This is a genomic window from Rhodococcus sp. GB-02, from assembly GCF_053470465.1.
Genome location: NZ_JBPUKE010000004.1, coordinates 96,336 through 110,778 on the forward strand (window position 1 = coordinate 96,336; position 14,443 = coordinate 110,778).

The 14,443-nt window shown below is 62.3% G+C and carries 15 protein-coding genes; 5 read left to right on the forward strand and 10 right to left on the reverse strand.

Annotation, left to right across the window (positions count from 1 at the left end; all coding sequences use genetic code 11):
• Nucleotides 1-17: 17 nt before the first annotated feature.
• From ACSW29_RS25425 to ACSW29_RS25460, 8 genes are all read right to left on the reverse strand, one after another.
• Entirely contained in the window at nt 18-1,265 is a 1,248-nt protein-coding gene (locus ACSW29_RS25425; protein WP_448278596.1) for a hypothetical protein, read from the reverse strand.
• 5 nt (nt 1,266-1,270) lie between these two features.
• Nucleotides 1,271-1,822: a hypothetical protein gene (locus ACSW29_RS25430; protein WP_007728648.1), complete on the reverse strand. Its 552-nt coding sequence runs from the start codon at nt 1,820-1,822 to the stop codon at nt 1,271-1,273.
• Between the two features lie 58 nt (nt 1,823-1,880).
• Nucleotides 1,881-2,072: a ferredoxin gene (locus ACSW29_RS25435; RefSeq protein WP_020907945.1), complete on the reverse strand. Its 192-nt coding sequence runs from the start codon at nt 2,070-2,072 to the stop codon at nt 1,881-1,883.
• A gap of 2 nt (nt 2,073-2,074) precedes the next feature.
• A complete protein-coding gene (locus ACSW29_RS25440; protein WP_448278597.1) occupies nt 2,075-3,469 on the reverse strand; it encodes a cytochrome P450 in 1,395 nt (464 codons plus the stop codon).
• Nucleotides 3,466-4,272 carry an SDR family oxidoreductase gene (locus tag ACSW29_RS25445; protein ID WP_317828934.1) on the reverse strand — a complete coding sequence of 269 codons (807 nt, stop codon included), beginning with the start codon at nt 4,270-4,272 and terminating at the stop codon, nt 3,466-3,468. The genes ACSW29_RS25440 and ACSW29_RS25445 overlap by 4 nt, the downstream gene beginning before the upstream one ends.
• Entirely contained in the window at nt 4,272-5,477 is a 1,206-nt protein-coding gene (locus tag ACSW29_RS25450; protein ID WP_448278598.1) for a cytochrome P450, read from the reverse strand. The genes ACSW29_RS25445 and ACSW29_RS25450 overlap by 1 nt, the downstream gene beginning before the upstream one ends.
• On the reverse strand, nt 5,474-6,040 hold the full coding sequence (locus ACSW29_RS25455) for a TetR/AcrR family transcriptional regulator (protein ID WP_448278941.1): 567 nt from the start codon (nt 6,038-6,040) through the stop codon (nt 5,474-5,476). The genes ACSW29_RS25450 and ACSW29_RS25455 overlap by 4 nt, the downstream gene beginning before the upstream one ends.
• A 135-nt stretch (nt 6,041-6,175) precedes the next feature.
• Entirely contained in the window at nt 6,176-7,033 is an 858-nt protein-coding gene (locus ACSW29_RS25460) for a mycofactocin-coupled SDR family oxidoreductase (RefSeq protein ID WP_317828933.1), read from the reverse strand.
• 214 nt (nt 7,034-7,247) lie between these two features.
• Between ACSW29_RS25460 and ACSW29_RS25465 the strand changes: the two genes are divergently transcribed.
• The 5 genes from ACSW29_RS25465 (at nt 7,248) to ACSW29_RS25485 (ending at nt 12,473) form a co-directional block, all read left to right on the forward strand.
• Nucleotides 7,248-8,714 carry an aldehyde dehydrogenase gene (locus ACSW29_RS25465; RefSeq protein ID WP_317828932.1) on the forward strand — a complete coding sequence of 489 codons (1,467 nt, stop codon included), beginning with the start codon at nt 7,248-7,250 and terminating at the stop codon, nt 8,712-8,714.
• A 51-nt stretch (nt 8,715-8,765) separates the two neighbouring features.
• A complete protein-coding gene (locus tag ACSW29_RS25470) occupies nt 8,766-9,515 on the forward strand; it encodes an SDR family oxidoreductase (RefSeq protein ID WP_317828931.1) in 750 nt (249 codons plus the stop codon).
• On the forward strand, nt 9,512-10,462 hold the full coding sequence (locus ACSW29_RS25475) for an NAD(P)-dependent oxidoreductase (protein WP_317828930.1): 951 nt from the start codon (nt 9,512-9,514) through the stop codon (nt 10,460-10,462). Before ACSW29_RS25470 ends, ACSW29_RS25475 begins: the two co-directional genes overlap by 4 nt.
• Entirely contained in the window at nt 10,459-10,920 is a 462-nt protein-coding gene (locus ACSW29_RS25480) for a carboxymuconolactone decarboxylase family protein (RefSeq protein ID WP_317828929.1), read from the forward strand. Before ACSW29_RS25475 ends, ACSW29_RS25480 begins: the two co-directional genes overlap by 4 nt.
• 86 nt (nt 10,921-11,006) lie before the next feature.
• Nucleotides 11,007-12,473, forward strand: a complete 1,467-nt coding sequence (locus ACSW29_RS25485) for an FAD-dependent oxidoreductase (RefSeq protein ID WP_317828928.1) — start codon at nt 11,007-11,009, stop codon at nt 12,471-12,473.
• A 10-nt stretch (nt 12,474-12,483) separates the two neighbouring features.
• Here ACSW29_RS25485 and ACSW29_RS25490 read toward each other — a convergent pair whose 3' ends face one another.
• Both ACSW29_RS25490 and ACSW29_RS25495 read right to left on the reverse strand, forming a co-directional pair.
• Nucleotides 12,484-13,311, reverse strand: coding sequence for a helix-turn-helix domain-containing GNAT family N-acetyltransferase (locus ACSW29_RS25490; RefSeq protein WP_448278599.1), 828 nt, complete (start codon nt 13,309-13,311; stop codon nt 12,484-12,486).
• 102 nt (nt 13,312-13,413) lie between these two features.
• Nucleotides 13,414-14,436: an alpha/beta hydrolase gene (locus tag ACSW29_RS25495; RefSeq protein WP_448278600.1), complete on the reverse strand. Its 1,023-nt coding sequence runs from the start codon at nt 14,434-14,436 to the stop codon at nt 13,414-13,416.
• Between the last annotated feature and the right edge of the window lie 7 nt (nt 14,437-14,443).

A 14,443-nucleotide genomic window follows, 5' to 3' on the forward strand; every position in this document is an offset into this window, starting at 1 on the left:
CCTTCGGGTTCGGCCGGTCAGACGACGAAGAGAGGCAAGGGGATTCCGCGATCTTCGAATACGAATGCCGCGCCGGTACTGACCTTCGTGATGGCGACTTCGACGCATTCCGGAGCGGGAGCTTCGGTGATGTCGACGGCCAGAAGAAGCCCCGCGGCATCTTCGGCCACCACTCTCACGGTGAAGTGCGGATTCACTCCGCGAACCAACGCCTGGAGGGCATCGAGATGCCCACTGTCCAACAAGGTCGGCCAACCGCCGTCGCGGTCGACAAGACCTTCTCTCGAGATCCACAGCTCCAGAGCATCGCCGTCGCGCCGAATCTCACTCTCCACGTACTGCTTCGGACTCAGCAAGGGGTGCACGGACAGGACCAACGACAGCGATTCCAGTGTCGAAGGAAGGCCGAGCGCATCTCTGATGCGCTGTGCGGCCACTCCTGCGATTCCCGTGAGTTGCTTCCGAGTGATGTCGCGCGCCTTGTCCTCACTGGCACGACGGCGAACCGCGGCCAGAAAACCCAACGCCAACAAGTGATGCTGCACGCAGATCTCCTCTGCGATACGAACCAGGGCCGAACGTGAGAAGTCGGAGAACCTCAGGTCAGACAACAACGGCCCCGAATAGTCCGAACTACCGTCCCCTCCGTGATCGATCGGGCTCAGCTCGACCGTCACCGCTTCAGTGCGTCCGATCTGCTCGGTGTGTGCAGTCATCACGGGAGGAGTGTGCGACGGGTCGATGGCAACGGTCCAGGCGCAGTGCGGATGTCGGTCCGCGGGTCTGCGCGGTGGTCGGTGAATCGGGCGGATCTGGGCGTGCGGGTTGGTCGCGATGGCAGTCGCATCAAAAGTCGGGTCCTCGATGTCGTGGCACATCGAAGTGACGAACTCGTCACCCAACGGCTCGACGTCCATGAGCGCTCCGCAATGATCGAGCCAGAATTCACCATGCAGCGGATCGTCGACCCGGTATCGAAAATCCATGAACTGTGGCGGCGCGCCGATGTCGAGTTGTAGCCCTTTGAAAATCGTCACGACGTCGTCGCCCTCGTATCCGAGAGCCTTCTGCATGCGGCGGGTGTACCAGGGGCTGGCCGACTCCCACTCCTCGACGGCCACCTGTGCCATACCCTCGCGTCCGAATTCGACGATCAGATGCGCCATGCCCGAGCGGTCGATGAGTTGCCCGCACAGGAGCAACTCGGGCACCAGCACGGCAAGGTCGCGCTGCGAGAGTGCCTCGAAGGAATCGCGCACCGACATCGGACTCACCACAGCGAAACCGGCGCGGTGCCCACCGGATACCAGCCCGGCAGCGGGTCGCCCGAGATCGATCGCTGGATCCGCCCCTGCATCCCCTTCGAGAGAGCATTGTTGCCGATCATCTCCATGAACAATGCCGACACGTTCCCGAAGTCGAAGAAGTCACGCTGCCAGGACCATTGGAAATCCCCGCCGTAGCGGAACCAACTACCACCGATACCGTAGACGGAGTAGTTGCTACCGTCCTCACGCTTGGCATCGGAAATCTGCTTCCACAAGCCGATCACGTTTCCGCTACGGTCGTCGATCACAAAGTCTTGATACGGATACTCCCAGCCTTCGAGGCCCTTCATCTCGAGACCGAGCGCGACTTCGCGAATCTCCTCGCGCCCCACCGCCATGAAATCCTGCTTGGGGCCGTAGTTCCACCCGTACGTGGCGTCCTCGGTATACATGTCCGCCAACGGTTTCCAATCGCCGGCGGCTTCGGCCTTTTTGTTCGCCTCGATCCAGCGTTGGACCATCTCGTCGAGCTCTGCGCGGTCGAAACCCGTCATCTGAACTTCCTCCCTCGAGTACTTGAATTCGCTGCAATCAATCGACAATCCGCTGTAATCAGTCGACAATTCTCAGGGCGCCGGTCGGGCAGTACCTGACCGCCATCTCGGCTTCACCGCGGAGCGACTCGGGTGGGTCCGAGTCCAGAAGACTGACCTTCCCCCGCTTCGGGACGACAAAGATCTCCGGTGCCTCCAGCTCGCATGCCGCATGGCCTTGGCACAGGTCGAGGTCGACTTCGACGTGCATGATCACCCCTCACGCCCGGGACGTGTTCTGCGCCGGTACCTCACCGCGCACGGCTGCTGCAACTGGACGACCATCTTGCTGTGGTCGTTTCGGTAGGATTCCGACGGCTGCGCCATCTCGAACTCGAAGTCCCGCAGCAGGATCGAGAAGATCGCTTTGAGCTGCATCTGGGCGAACGCAGCGCCGACGCAGCGATGCCGGCCGGCTCCGAACGGAATCCACGTCCAGCGGTTGACGATGTCCTCTTGATTCGGGTCGATGTACCTCCCGGGATCGAAGGTGTCCGGCCGGGGAAAGTCCTCGGCGATTCGATTGGAGATCGCGGGTGTCGCGGCGACAAGATGGCCCTCTCGGATCTCGAAGCCGCCCACTTCGAAATCTCCACGTGCCACCCGCAACAGGATGATCAACGGCGGATGCAGTCGAAGGGTTTCCTTGACCACAGCCTCGAGAACCGGAATCTGGCGCAGGGCATGAAAACTGATGTCGGCGCCGTCGGAGTACAGATTGTCGAGTTCGTCGACGACGTCCGTCATGGTGTCGGGATGCCGCAGCATCTCGATCAGCGACCACGCTGCCGTGCCGGAAGTCGTGTGGTGGCCGGCGAACATCATCGAGATGAAGATGCCGGTGATCTCGTCGGCACTGAACCGGAGGTCGCCGTTCTCGTCCTTGACCGAGACCAACACGTCCAACATGTCGCGGTCATCCTTGCCCTGCGGAGGATTCGCGATGCGCCTGTTCATGATGTCCTGTACCAGAGCGACCAACGCCAACCGGGCCTCGTCGCGGCGGCGGAAACTCTCGATCGGCGCGTACGGATCCACGAAAGCCAATGCATCCGTTCCCTGTTCGAGCTCGTGATACAGCTTGGCGAAGCTATCATCCAGTTCGTCGCGGAACTTCTTGCCGATCAGGCACGCCGACGAGGTATAGATGGTCAGCTCGGCGAAGAAGTCGAGCAGATCGATCTCGCCTTCGTCTCCCCACTGCGCGACCATCGCCTCGACCTCGCGGCCGATCGTGGCGGCGTGCCCGCGCATCTGTTCGCCGCGCAGAGCCGAGTTGTGCAGCATCTCTTTACGCCGCTCCGGGCTGGCGTCGAAGACGACGCCTTCACCGAATATCGGCTTCATGAAGGGGTAAGCCGCTTGTTGGTCGAGATCCTCGTCGGCGGAGCGGAAGAAGAACTCGTTTGCCTCGGCTCCGGACAGCAAGATCACTGTGCGGTCGGCAAGTTGAAAGGCGCCGACGTCACCACATTCCTCACGCACCCGGCGCATGAGCGCTATCGGGTCGGTTCGCAGTTCCTCGAGATGCCCGTGCGGGAGATCCCCGCCGGACACCCGCGGCGGCTCTGGCAGTGTTCGCGACGTCTCTTGCACTCCGTGCGTCATGTCGTCTCCTGTGAGTTCGCAGTGGGAAGTTTGTCCAGTGGCGCCTCGGGCTGAACTTCGACGAGCACGATGTGTGCTCCTCGCGGCGCCGACACAACGGCGACGATGGCATTGGCGATGTCCGAGGCGCGCAGAAAGTAACCATGGCGGGCGAACCCCCACTTGCTCCACGATTCCCCAACCGGTCCGATGATCTCCGGCGTCGTGTCCATCCCCATGCCGGTCAGTGTCGGCCCGGGTCGCACGATCGACGCGCGAATGCCTGTTCCCTCGAGCTCCATTCGCATCTGACGCCCCATTGCCTCGAGCCCGGCCTTCGCTGCGTCGTACGCACCCATGAGTGGACGCTGGCGCTCGGCACAATCCGAGCCGATCAGTACGAAGTCACCGCGCTGTCGTTGCCTCATACCGGGGAGTACGCGATGCGCCAATCGCTGCGCACCGACGAGGTGAACTTGGATCTGCCGTAGAAACGCCTCAGGATTCATCTCGTCCGCAGCCCCGAATTCGAGGTCTCCGGCACCGGAGACGACGATTTCCGCGGGACCGTGGACTGCCTCTGCGGCCGAGACGAACCCGTCGACCGAATCACCCTCCGTGACGTCGAGGAAGTGGGCGAACGCTTCACCACCGTTGCTGCGGATCTTCTCGGCGATGGCTTCGCATTCGGCGACTCGACGCGCACCGAGTGCAACCGGATGCCCGAGTTCGGCCAGGGCATACGCGGTGGCTGTGCCGATTCCCGACGACGCACCACTGATCAGTGCCGGCCGGCGAACAGGATTGGGTTCGAAACGAGGCATCAGCGCACCTGCACTTTCACCGGCAGGGCCGCAAAGCCCCGGACATTTGTCGAATGAACACGCTCGATTCCGGACTCGACGACTTCGTAGTCGCTGACCCGACGCCCGAACTCCGCCAGGGCGATCTTGGCTTCGAGCTTGGCAAGGTGGGCACCGAGACAGAAGTGCACGCCACCACCGAAACTCGCGAGTTTGCCCGACGAACTCCGGCCGATCTGGAAGCTGTCGGCATCGTCGAAGACGTCGGCGTCTCGGTTGGCCGATCCGATCAGGAGCAGGACCTTCTCCCCCGCCGGAATCGTGCGCCCGTGGTATTCGAGGTCGACAACCGAAGTCCGAGCCACGATCTGACTCGACGTGTCGTAGCGAAGAGTCTCTTCCACCCATTCCGAGGCTCGTTCGGGATCGTCGAGGACCGGTGTGATCTGCTCCCGGTGGTGCGAACCCCAGTACAGAGCGTTTCCGAGAAGCTTGGTCGTGGTCTCGTTTCCGGCCACGACCATCAGAAACATGAATCCGAGGATCTCCTGGTCCGAAAGCTTGTCTCCGTCGATCTCGGCGTCGAGCAAGGCCGAGGTCAGATCGTCCGTCCGCGATCGGCGACGCTGCGCGATCATCTCCTTGTAGTAGCCCATCAAACTGATCGAAGCCTCCACCGCAGGTTGCGGCACGTCGAGAACACCCGCCTCTCGATGCACCACCAGATCCGCCTTGCGCCGCAGTTCGGCTCGGTCGGGTTCGGGGACACCCATGAGTTCGGAGATGACGTCCATCGGCAGCTTTCCCGCCACCTCCGTAATCCAGTCGAACTCCCCCGCGCCCAGCGCGGGTATCAGATGTTGCTTCGTCAGTTCGAGTATCCGGCCGTCGAACTCCGCAACACGCCGCGGTGTGAATCCGCGAGAAACCAACTGGCGCAACCGCATATGGCGGGGATCATCCATAGCGAGAAACGACATCACATAATGCGCGTGTGGACCGTATGCAGCGGGGTCGAGTGATACTCCGTTTGCGCTCGACAGACGCTTGTTGTCCTTGAATCCGTCGACCACGTCCGCATATCGCGACAATGCCCAAAAGCCCACGTCCGGATTGTGATACAGGGGTGATTCTTCGCGCAGACGCTTGTACGTCGGATACGGATCGTCGTGAAAGTGGTAGTCGTACGGATTGAAGACCACCGGATCGATCAAAGCTTCTGTCATGATTTCTCCAGGATCAGTAGAGCTGAGGCCTCGAGGCGGCCAGCGATTTGCGCGTAGGTTCCGTAGCCGATTCCTGCGCGCAGAAGCGCCCCGGCATAAAGCATTTCGAGCGCTTCCAACACTTCGGGTTCGCCATTCGGATCCAACGCCGAGGCGAGTCGTTGATGGATCTCGAACCCGATCCGGCCGCGAAGATGTTCCACTTCAGGATCGGATCCGAGCAGTGCATTGGTCACGGCCGCCGATACCTCCGGTTCGTCCGCGAGAAGCAGCGCGATATTTCGAAGTACAGACAGCACGTGCGCGGTGCGATCCAACCCTGAGCCATCAGGCGCCGACGAGTTCCGAAGCCTTCGCCAGAAAACCTCGGCGACCAGATGCTCCTTGGACGCGAAATACGTGTAGGCGGTCGCAGTTCCTACGCCCGCTTCGGCCGCAACCGAACGGACAGTCAGTCCGGAAAACTCTTGTTTGCGTAGAACTTTCACTGTTGCTTCGGCAAGCCTGGCCACAGTTTCCGCCTGTTTGCCCGTGAGGCGCCTGCGAGTGGATTCGTAGACAATCGATCCCCCGCCACTTGAATCGCCCCGTTTGCTGGACACGTGTCTGGACGTTACTACAGCGTCCTGTCCAGGGCAACGAAATGGGGAAACTTAGAAATTCACCACGAACAGGCAGCAGCGACGCGAAAAGTTCTACTACAGACCGATCTTCATCCCGGCACCAGCGTCCACACGCAGTTGCTGACCAGTCACGAATCGCGACTCGTCCGAGGACAGGTACACGACTGCATGCGAGATGTCCGCGGGTTCGACCCACGGGGTCGGCATCGCCTGCATGAACGGGAACGTCACAGCCGCATCCTCGGCGGTCGGATTCTCGAGGTCGGGACGGAACGTCCGGTACATCGGCATGCTCTGCAACATGTCGGTGTTCACATTGGTCGGATGAATCGCGTTGACGCGAATGGAACTCGGCCCGAGGGTCAGCGCCAACGAACTGGTGTAGGCCTGAATCAGCTTCTTGGCCAGGCCGTATCCGTCGCCACCCGGACCCTGGAGCGCCTGTTGCCCGTTGAATCCGGTCTGCGGCACCAGACCGGCAACAGAGCCGATCGCGATGATCGAACCCCCTTCGCCGAGGTATTCCATCGACGCGTGCACTGTATTGACGACACCGAGAAAGTTCACATCGAACGCGTCGACAAAACCGGCGGTCGACACGTGTTTGCCGAGCGGACAGATACCGGCGTTCGCCACGACGACATGCAATCCGCCCAACTGCCCTACCGCCTCGGCAAGTGCTGTTTCGAGTCCGGCGCGATCACGGACGTCGACACGCGCCGTCACCACCTGCTGCCCGGCCTCTTTCACCAGGCGAGCCGTTTCCTCCAGATCGGCTTGACTGGCGAGCGGGTATTCGTTGCTGGCGATGTCTGCGCACAGATCGAAGGCGATGATGTGCGCGCCCTCCTGCGCGAGACGGACGGCGTGACTGCGCCCCTGACCTCGAGCAGCGCCGGTCACCAACACCACTTTTCCGTCAACTCTGTTCATTTCGACCTCTCTCCTGTGGATGTGAAGACGTGGTTGTGAATGTGCGGTGAACCGTAGCGGCGCCTCACCGGACATGAGGCGCTTTTCGTCGAGGCCGATCCGCCGACACTCGAAACAGCTTGGCTCGAAATCTCTTATGCCCCAAAAACCATTGCCTCAACCCTAAGTGTGAACTAGAGTCCAGACACATGTCCAGAAAGAGAGGGCTCGCGCTATGACGCTTCGACCCGCAGACAGTTCTGCACTTCTCGTCGACGGAAAGCTGATTCCCGGATCCGGCGGAACCTTCGAAGTTTTCAATCCGGCAACAGAGGAACTGATCGGCCGCGCTGCCGAAGGCACCGCCGCGGACATGGATGCGGCCATCGCCGCTGCACGCCGTGCATTCGACGGCACCGAGTGGGCACGCGATCACGAATTTCGCGCTCGCTGCCTGCGCCAACTGTGCGACGCACTCCAGTCCCACATCGAAGAACTACGTGAGATCACTGTGGCCGAGGTGGGCGCGCCCGTCATGCTGACGACCGGCCCACAACTCGAGGGCCCGATCGAAGATCTTCGCTACTGGGCCGACCTGATCGAATCCTATGCGTGGGAACAAGATCTCGGCCACGCGTCACCCATGGGCATACCCACCCATCGCCGATTGCTCAAAGAAGCAGTCGGTGTCGTAGGTGCGATCACACCGTGGAACTTCCCGCATCAGATCAATTTCGCCAAACTCGGTCCCGCCCTCGCAGCCGGCAACACCATCGTTCTCAAGCCCGCGCCAGACACGCCCTGGTGCGCTGCGTTGGTCGCCAAGGTGATCGCCGAAGAAACCGAGATCCCCGCCGGAGTCGTCAACGTAGTGACGTCCACGGATCATTCACTCGGCGCACAATTGTGCAGCGACCCGCGGGTCGATCTGGTGTCGTTCACCGGTTCCACCGCCACCGGACGCGCGGTCATGGGCTCTGCCGCCCAGACACTCAAGAAAGTCTTCCTCGAGCTCGGGGGCAAGTCGGCATTCATCGTCCTCGACGATGCGGACATCAAGGGTGCATGCTCGGTTGCAGCGTTCTCCGTCTGTGTTCATGCCGGTCAGGGCTGCGCGCTCAGTACCAGGCTTCTGGTGCCGCGCAGTCGGTACGACGATGCTCTGGCTGCAGCGTCCACAGCGATGTCCGGCATTCGGGCAGGTGACCCCAGTGCCCGCGGAACGGTGTGCGGCCCAGTTATCTCGGCGCGCCAGCGCGAGAGGGTGGAGAGCTATCTCGCGCTCGCGGCCGAAGAGGGCGGTACGTTCGTCACGGGTGGTGGGCGTCCTGCCGGTCACAAAAGCGGTTTCTTCGTCGAGCCCACTCTCATTGCCGGGCTGGACAACTCGTCGCGGGTAGCGCAAGAGGAAATCTTCGGACCCGTCCTCGTGATCATTCCCTACGACAACGACGACGACGCCATCCGGATCGCCAACGATTCACCCTACGGACTGTCCGGGTCGGTGTGGGGCACCGATCCCGATCGCATCGCGCACGTCGTAGCGGGTGTCAGAACCGGAACGCTGAGCGTCAACGGCGGCGTCTGGTACTCGGCCGATGCACCGTTCGGTGGATACAAACAATCCGGCATCGGCCGCGAAATGGGTCTCGCAGGTTTCGAGGAATACTTAGAAACCAAGCTCGTCGCTTCACCTTCCTGACATTCACACCCCCACCATCACCGCAGATCATCACCACGAAAGTAGGTCGACATGGGACGTTTCGACGGTCGCACTGCGATAGTCACCGGCGCGGCGCAGGGCATCGGGGAGGCGTACGCTCGCGCGTTGGCCACGGAGGGCGCCAACGTGGTGATCGCCGACCTCAATCGCGAACTCGGCGAAGCTGTCGCAAAACAGATCACCGCGGACGGAGGGCGCGCGGTGTTCAAGGACGTCGACGTTGCCGACGGGGAATCGACTGCGGCACTTGCCGAGTTCACGATCGAGCAGTTCGGCAGCATCGAGCATTTGGTGAACAACGCTGCCATCTACGGCGGAATGAAGATCGATTCCCTGTTGACCGTCGACTGGGAGTACTACCGAAAGTTCATGAGCGTCAACATGGACGGTGCATTGCAGGTGTGCCGCGCCGTCGTACCTCACATGCGGGAGAAGGGTGGCTCGATCGTCAACCAGTCCTCCACGGCAGCCTGGCTGTACTCGAACTACTACGGACTAGCGAAAGCCGGGGTCAACAGCCTGACGCAACAGCTCGCGACCGAACTCGGCTGGTCGAACATCCGCATCAACGCCATAGCTCCCGGTCCCATCGACACTGAGGCGACTCGAACCGTCACCCCCGGCAACATCGTCAAGGACATGATCAAGCGAATACCGTTGCAGCGCATGGGAACGCCGGATGATCTTGTCGGAATGTGCCTGTTCCTCCTCTCGGACGACGCAGGCTGGGTCACCGGGCAGATCTTCAACGTCGACGGCGGGCAGGTGTACCGGTCGTGACGGAATCCGCTTCTGAGCCCCGCTCGTCGAAATCCAGCTCTTCGAAACCCCGTCTGGGGTACATCGGTCTGGGCAACATGGGTGCGCCCATGGCGACGCGCCTCCTGGACTGGCCGGGAGGGCTCGTGGTGTGTGATGCACGCCCCGAAGCGCTCGAACCGTTCACCACCGCGGGTGCAGGCGCAGCATCGACGCCCGCCGAGGTAGCTGCGCGCGCGAGCATCATCTCCGTCACGGTGCTCGACGACGCGCAGGTCCGCGACGTCGTCGACGGGCCGCACGGGATCCTGACGACTGCACAGCCGGGAACCGTCGTCGCGATTCACTCGACCATCTCGGACACCACGGCGGTGGAACTCGCTCGTATCTGCGAGGTTCGTGGTGTTCTGCTGATCGACGCGCCGATCAGCGGCGGTGCGGGCGGTGCCACCCAGGGCAGGTTGGCGGTGATGATCGGAGGATCGGAGGAGGCGTTCGAGGCCGTCCGTGAGCCATTCGGATACTGGGCCGAACTGGTGGTTCGTGCCGGTGATGTCGGCGCAGGAACTCGAATGAAGCTCGCACGTAACCTTCTTCATTTCGTCTCGTTCACCGCCACGACCGAAGCTGCGCGACTCGCCGAGGCTGCAGGACTGAATCTCCGCACGCTCGGAAAGGTCGTCAGGCATACCGATGCCATCACCGGTGGCGCCGGCGCGATCATGCTTCGCGACACCACCGCACCGGTCTCGGAGGATGATCCGTGGTTCTCGATACTGCAGCACGTTCGCAATCTCGGGGAGAAGGACTTGGCCTTGGCCATCGACCTCGGTGACCGGCTGGAACTCGAACTGCCGCTCGCGCACCTTGCACTCTCCGGACTCGGCGTCGGACTCGGCGTCGATCACGGGGATGGAAACGGGGACGGCGAACCTTCACCGGCATCTACGACACGGGAGCACGCATGACCGACACCACCCACATGACCGACACCAGCGGAACCGACGGAAACCGCATCTCCGAGACCCGCGCTCGCGGCGTCGCGAAGATGAACGAGGTGTACGGCTGGGAACTCCCCGCTGATGTTCCCGGCGATTTCTTCGCGGTGACCGCCGACCATCTCTTCGCCGACATCTGGACACGACCGGGGCTGTCGGTGCGTGATCGGCGGCTGCTGCTGATCGGCGCCATCACCGCCCAGGGGCAGAGCGACGTCGCAAAGATCCAGATCAACGCTGCTCTCCACAACGAAGAGTTGACCGAGCGGCAGTTCGAAGAGGCCGCGATCTTCCTGTGCCACTACGTCGGCTGGCCGCTTGCAACCGGCCTCAACAACGCGCTGATCGCCGTGAAAGCCGACCGACGCAAAGCCGCGCGCGCCGAGGAGAAGGCCGCAGCCGATTCCGCGAAAACGGACACCGACTGACTTTCGGTCGAGATACTGCCATCAGGGCATCAATCACACCCACCGATTCCCCACCAACCAACCAGAAGAACGAAGGATCCGAATCCATGGCCGAGGCCAGCCCAATCCGTCCGCAGTCCGCAGCAAGCATCGAGCAGTGGCACTTCGAGGCTGACGTTGTCGTCGCCGGCTACGGCATCGCCGGAGTAAGCGCGTCGATCGAAGCGGCCCGCGCGGGCGCCGAAGTGCTGGTGCTCGAACGCACGAGTGGATGGGGCGGCGCCGCGGCGTTGGCCGGCGGATTCATCTATCTGGGCGGAGGAACCCCGTTGCAGCAGGCGCTCGGGTTCGAGGACTCCCCCGCAAACATGAAGTCGTTCATGATGGCCGCGCTCGGTCCCGGCGCGGACGAGGAGAAGATCACCGACTACTGCGAAGGCAGCGTCGAACACTACAACTGGCTCGTCGACAACGGTGTGCCGTTCAAGGAAAGCTTCTACGGCCAACCGGGTTGGGAAACGCCGTTCGACGACGGGCTCATGTACTCCGGCGGCGAGAACTCGGCACCGTTCAACACGATCGCGACACCGGCCCCTCGCGGTCACGTTCCGCAGATGAGCGGCAAACGCACCGGAGAGAAGGGCGGCGGCTTCATGTTGATGAAGCCGTTGATCGAGACAGCGGAAAGCCTGGGCGTACGAGCTGAATACGACATGCGGGTACAACGCCTGGTCGTCGACGGCGATCGAGTCGTCGGCATCATCGCCAAGCAGTACGGCAAAGAAGTGGCGGTCCGAGCACGCACGGGCGTCGTACTGGCGACGGGAAGCTTCGCCTACAACAAATCGATGATCCAGTCGTACGCGCCGAGACTGATCGGTCGACCCGGCGCAGCGATCGAGGAGCATGACGGCAAGGCGATCCAGATGGCGCAGGCTCTGGGCGCCGACCTCGCGCACATGGACGCAACCGAGGTCGCATTCTTCGGCGACCCCCAGTTGATGATTCGCGGCATACTCGTCAACGGACGCGGCCAGCGCTACGTCAACGAGGACACGTACCCAGGTAGGATCGGGCAGGAAACATTGCTACGCAACGAGAATCAGGCCTACTTGATCATCGACGAGGCTTCCTACGAAGAGGGTTGCGCCGCAGACAGTTCCACACCGTTCTTCAGGTTCCAGCCTAAGTGGGTGGCCGAAACCGTCGAGGAACTCGAATCCGACATGAGTCTGCCAGCGGGGACGCTGCAGTCGACCGTGGAGGTCTACAACCGCCACGCAGCCCGTGGTGAAGACCCGGTACTCGGCAAGAAGAAGGAGTGGGTCAAGCCGATCGGCTCGCCCGTCGCGGCGCTCGACCTTCGCAACTTCACCGCCGGATTCACACTCGGCGGTCTGCGCACATCGATCAACTCGGAGGTCCTGCACGTCTCGGGCGAGCCGATACCCGGGCTTTTTGCCGCCGGCCGCTGCACTGCCGGAGTCTGCGCCGGCGGTTATGCCTCAGGCACGTCCCTCGGTGACGGCAGCTTCTACGGTCGACGCGCCGGAATCAGCGCTGCCAAGGGCTGAGCGCCTGTTCTCAAAGGCCAGCGACAGCATCCTCGCTGCGACGTTCGAGGAACAACGTGTCACGCCACCGCCCACCCAGTTGAGCGATACGCGACCGAGTCCCGACGATTCGGAACCCGACGGCCTGATGCAGCGCGACACTCGCGCGGTTCTCCGGAAAGATCGACGACTGCACGGTCCAGATCTCGCTGGCGTCGGCGGCCTGCACCTGTTGGCGAAGCAGCAGCTTGCCGACACCCCGACCGCGAGCACCACTGCCGACGTAGATGGAGTTCTCGGCGACCCCGCGGTAGCAGTCACGTGAGGACACCGGGCTCAGGCTCGCCCAGCCTTCGACGCGTCCGTCGATCTCTGCGACCCATCGATGATCAGGCAACCATTGATCGTCGAGCTTCTCGGCGGATGGCACCGACGTGGTGAAGGTCGCGGTTCCGGTGTCGATTCCCTCGCGGTAGATCGACCGCACGGCGTCCCAGTCACCCGAATCCATGCGGCGCAGAACTACATCGGAGGGAAGCAGCCCCAAGGTGTCTCTGACCGGACCGCGCGCAGCCACGACGGCGGCCGCTGCCATCAGATCTGAGTACGCGGTTCCGGCGACACTGACAACCGAGATGCCTACGTGCACCGTCACCTCGACGAAGCCGACCTCGCTCAACGCTTCGAGGTGAACACTCAGGGCGGACGGGTCGAGTGATGCAGCGCGTGCAATCTCGTCGACCTCTACCGGGCCGGCAGCTGCAAGTCGAAGCACTCGCAACCGCGTCGGATCACCCAGGCACGCAAACCTGCGCGCAAGTACATCGGTGTCGAGAGGCGCGAGTGTATCTGAACTCATCTGCCGACTATAACGCCGCTGACCTGCAGTTCGGGCGGCCAGGTTCGGAGACTGGGCACCGAAGTGAGAAACAACTCAGCCAACAACCCACTGGTACGCCGGCTAACGTGCACCGATCGACTCGGCAATCACCGGCCACGAGTTGTGAAGATCGTCCTGCCAATAACCCCAGGAGTGTGTGCCCGTTGCCCGGAAATCATAGGTGGCGGGGATGCCCAGGGAGTCGAGTCGCTCGGCCAGACGATGGGTGCACTGGTTCGTCCCGGCCTCGATGACTCCGCCCACGATCACCTGGTTGGCCAAAACGCCCGGATCACCGTTAACCATCGGTCCACCCAGATTCTCGTGTGGACCTGGCAGCCCCGTTCCGTTGCTGATGTAGAGATCGATGCCGCGCAATCTCTCGGCGTTGACCACCGGATCGTTGGCCACCCACGCCGGACCACCGAGGGGACCCCACATGTTGTCGACGTTGCCGCCGCGGAATCCGACCACAAATCTCACGTAGTCCTGACCTGGTTGAGTACTCGTCTCGGCGCAACCGCTGAAGGCACCGACCGCACGGTAAACCGTCGGCGCAGCCTCGGCCAGGCTCAGAACCGACGTACCGGCCATCGACAATCCGGCGACGGCGTTCGCACCCGTCGTACCGAGTGTGGCGTCGACGATCGGCGGCAACTCCTGGGTAAGGAACGTGGTCCACTTATTCAGTCCCAGAACAGGATCAGGCTTCTCCCAGTCCGTGTAATAGCTGTATGCACCGCCGATGGGATTCACGACGTTGACGTTCTTGTCGCCGAAGAAGTCGACGACGTCTGTCCGTGTCTGCCACGTAGCCGTGTCCTCGCCGCCGCCGGCGCCGTTGAGCAGATAGAGAGTCGGTCTCGGCGCACTGGTGTCTGCCGGCCGAATCACCTCGAGTGGGATCACTTTGTCCATTGCAGCCGAGTAGACGTACATCGTTAGTTGACGTGCATTGATCTGCTCGACGTGATCGAGAGCTGATCCGTCTGAAGGCAATGTCCGCGCCTGATCTGCCGAGGCCAGCGCTGCTTCACCGAACAATCCTGTCCATGCGACGAGGGCGACGACCAGTATCGCCCGAGTGCGTCCGATCCTTCTCATTGCCGCT

Bases quoted from the DNA above. Each gene is read 5' to 3' on its own strand.
- ACSW29_RS25430 (WP_007728648.1), bottom strand. From the start codon at position 1,822: ATGACGGGTTTCGACCGCGCAGAGCTCGACGAGATGGTCCAACGCTGG.
- ACSW29_RS25460 (WP_317828933.1), bottom strand. From the start codon at position 7,033: ATGAACAGAGTTGACGGAAAAGTGGTGTTGGTGACCGGCGCTGCTCGA.
- ACSW29_RS25470 (WP_317828931.1), top strand. From the start codon at position 8,766: ATGGGACGTTTCGACGGTCGCACTGCGATAGTCACCGGCGCGGCGCAG.
- ACSW29_RS25485 (WP_317828928.1), top strand. From the start codon at position 11,007: ATGGCCGAGGCCAGCCCAATCCGTCCGCAGTCCGCAGCAAGCATCGAG.
- ACSW29_RS25450 (WP_448278598.1), bottom strand. From the start codon at position 5,477: ATGACAGAAGCTTTGATCGATCCGGTGGTCTTCAATCCGTACGACTAC.
- ACSW29_RS25465 (WP_317828932.1), top strand. From the start codon at position 7,248: ATGACGCTTCGACCCGCAGACAGTTCTGCACTTCTCGTCGACGGAAAG.
- ACSW29_RS25440 (WP_448278597.1), bottom strand. From the start codon at position 3,469: ATGACGCACGGAGTGCAAGAGACGTCGCGAACACTGCCAGAGCCGCCG.
- ACSW29_RS25490 (WP_448278599.1), bottom strand. From the start codon at position 13,311: ATGAGTTCAGATACACTCGCGCCTCTCGACACCGATGTACTTGCGCGC.
- ACSW29_RS25480 (WP_317828929.1), top strand. From the start codon at position 10,459: ATGACCGACACCACCCACATGACCGACACCAGCGGAACCGACGGAAAC.
- ACSW29_RS25495 (WP_448278600.1), bottom strand. From the start codon at position 14,436: ATGAGAAGGATCGGACGCACTCGGGCGATACTGGTCGTCGCCCTCGTC.
- ACSW29_RS25425 (WP_448278596.1), bottom strand. From the start codon at position 1,265: ATGTCGGTGCGCGATTCCTTCGAGGCACTCTCGCAGCGCGACCTTGCC.
- ACSW29_RS25435 (WP_020907945.1), bottom strand. From the start codon at position 2,072: ATGCACGTCGAAGTCGACCTCGACCTGTGCCAAGGCCATGCGGCATGC.
- ACSW29_RS25445 (WP_317828934.1), bottom strand. From the start codon at position 4,272: ATGCCTCGTTTCGAACCCAATCCTGTTCGCCGGCCGGCACTGATCAGT.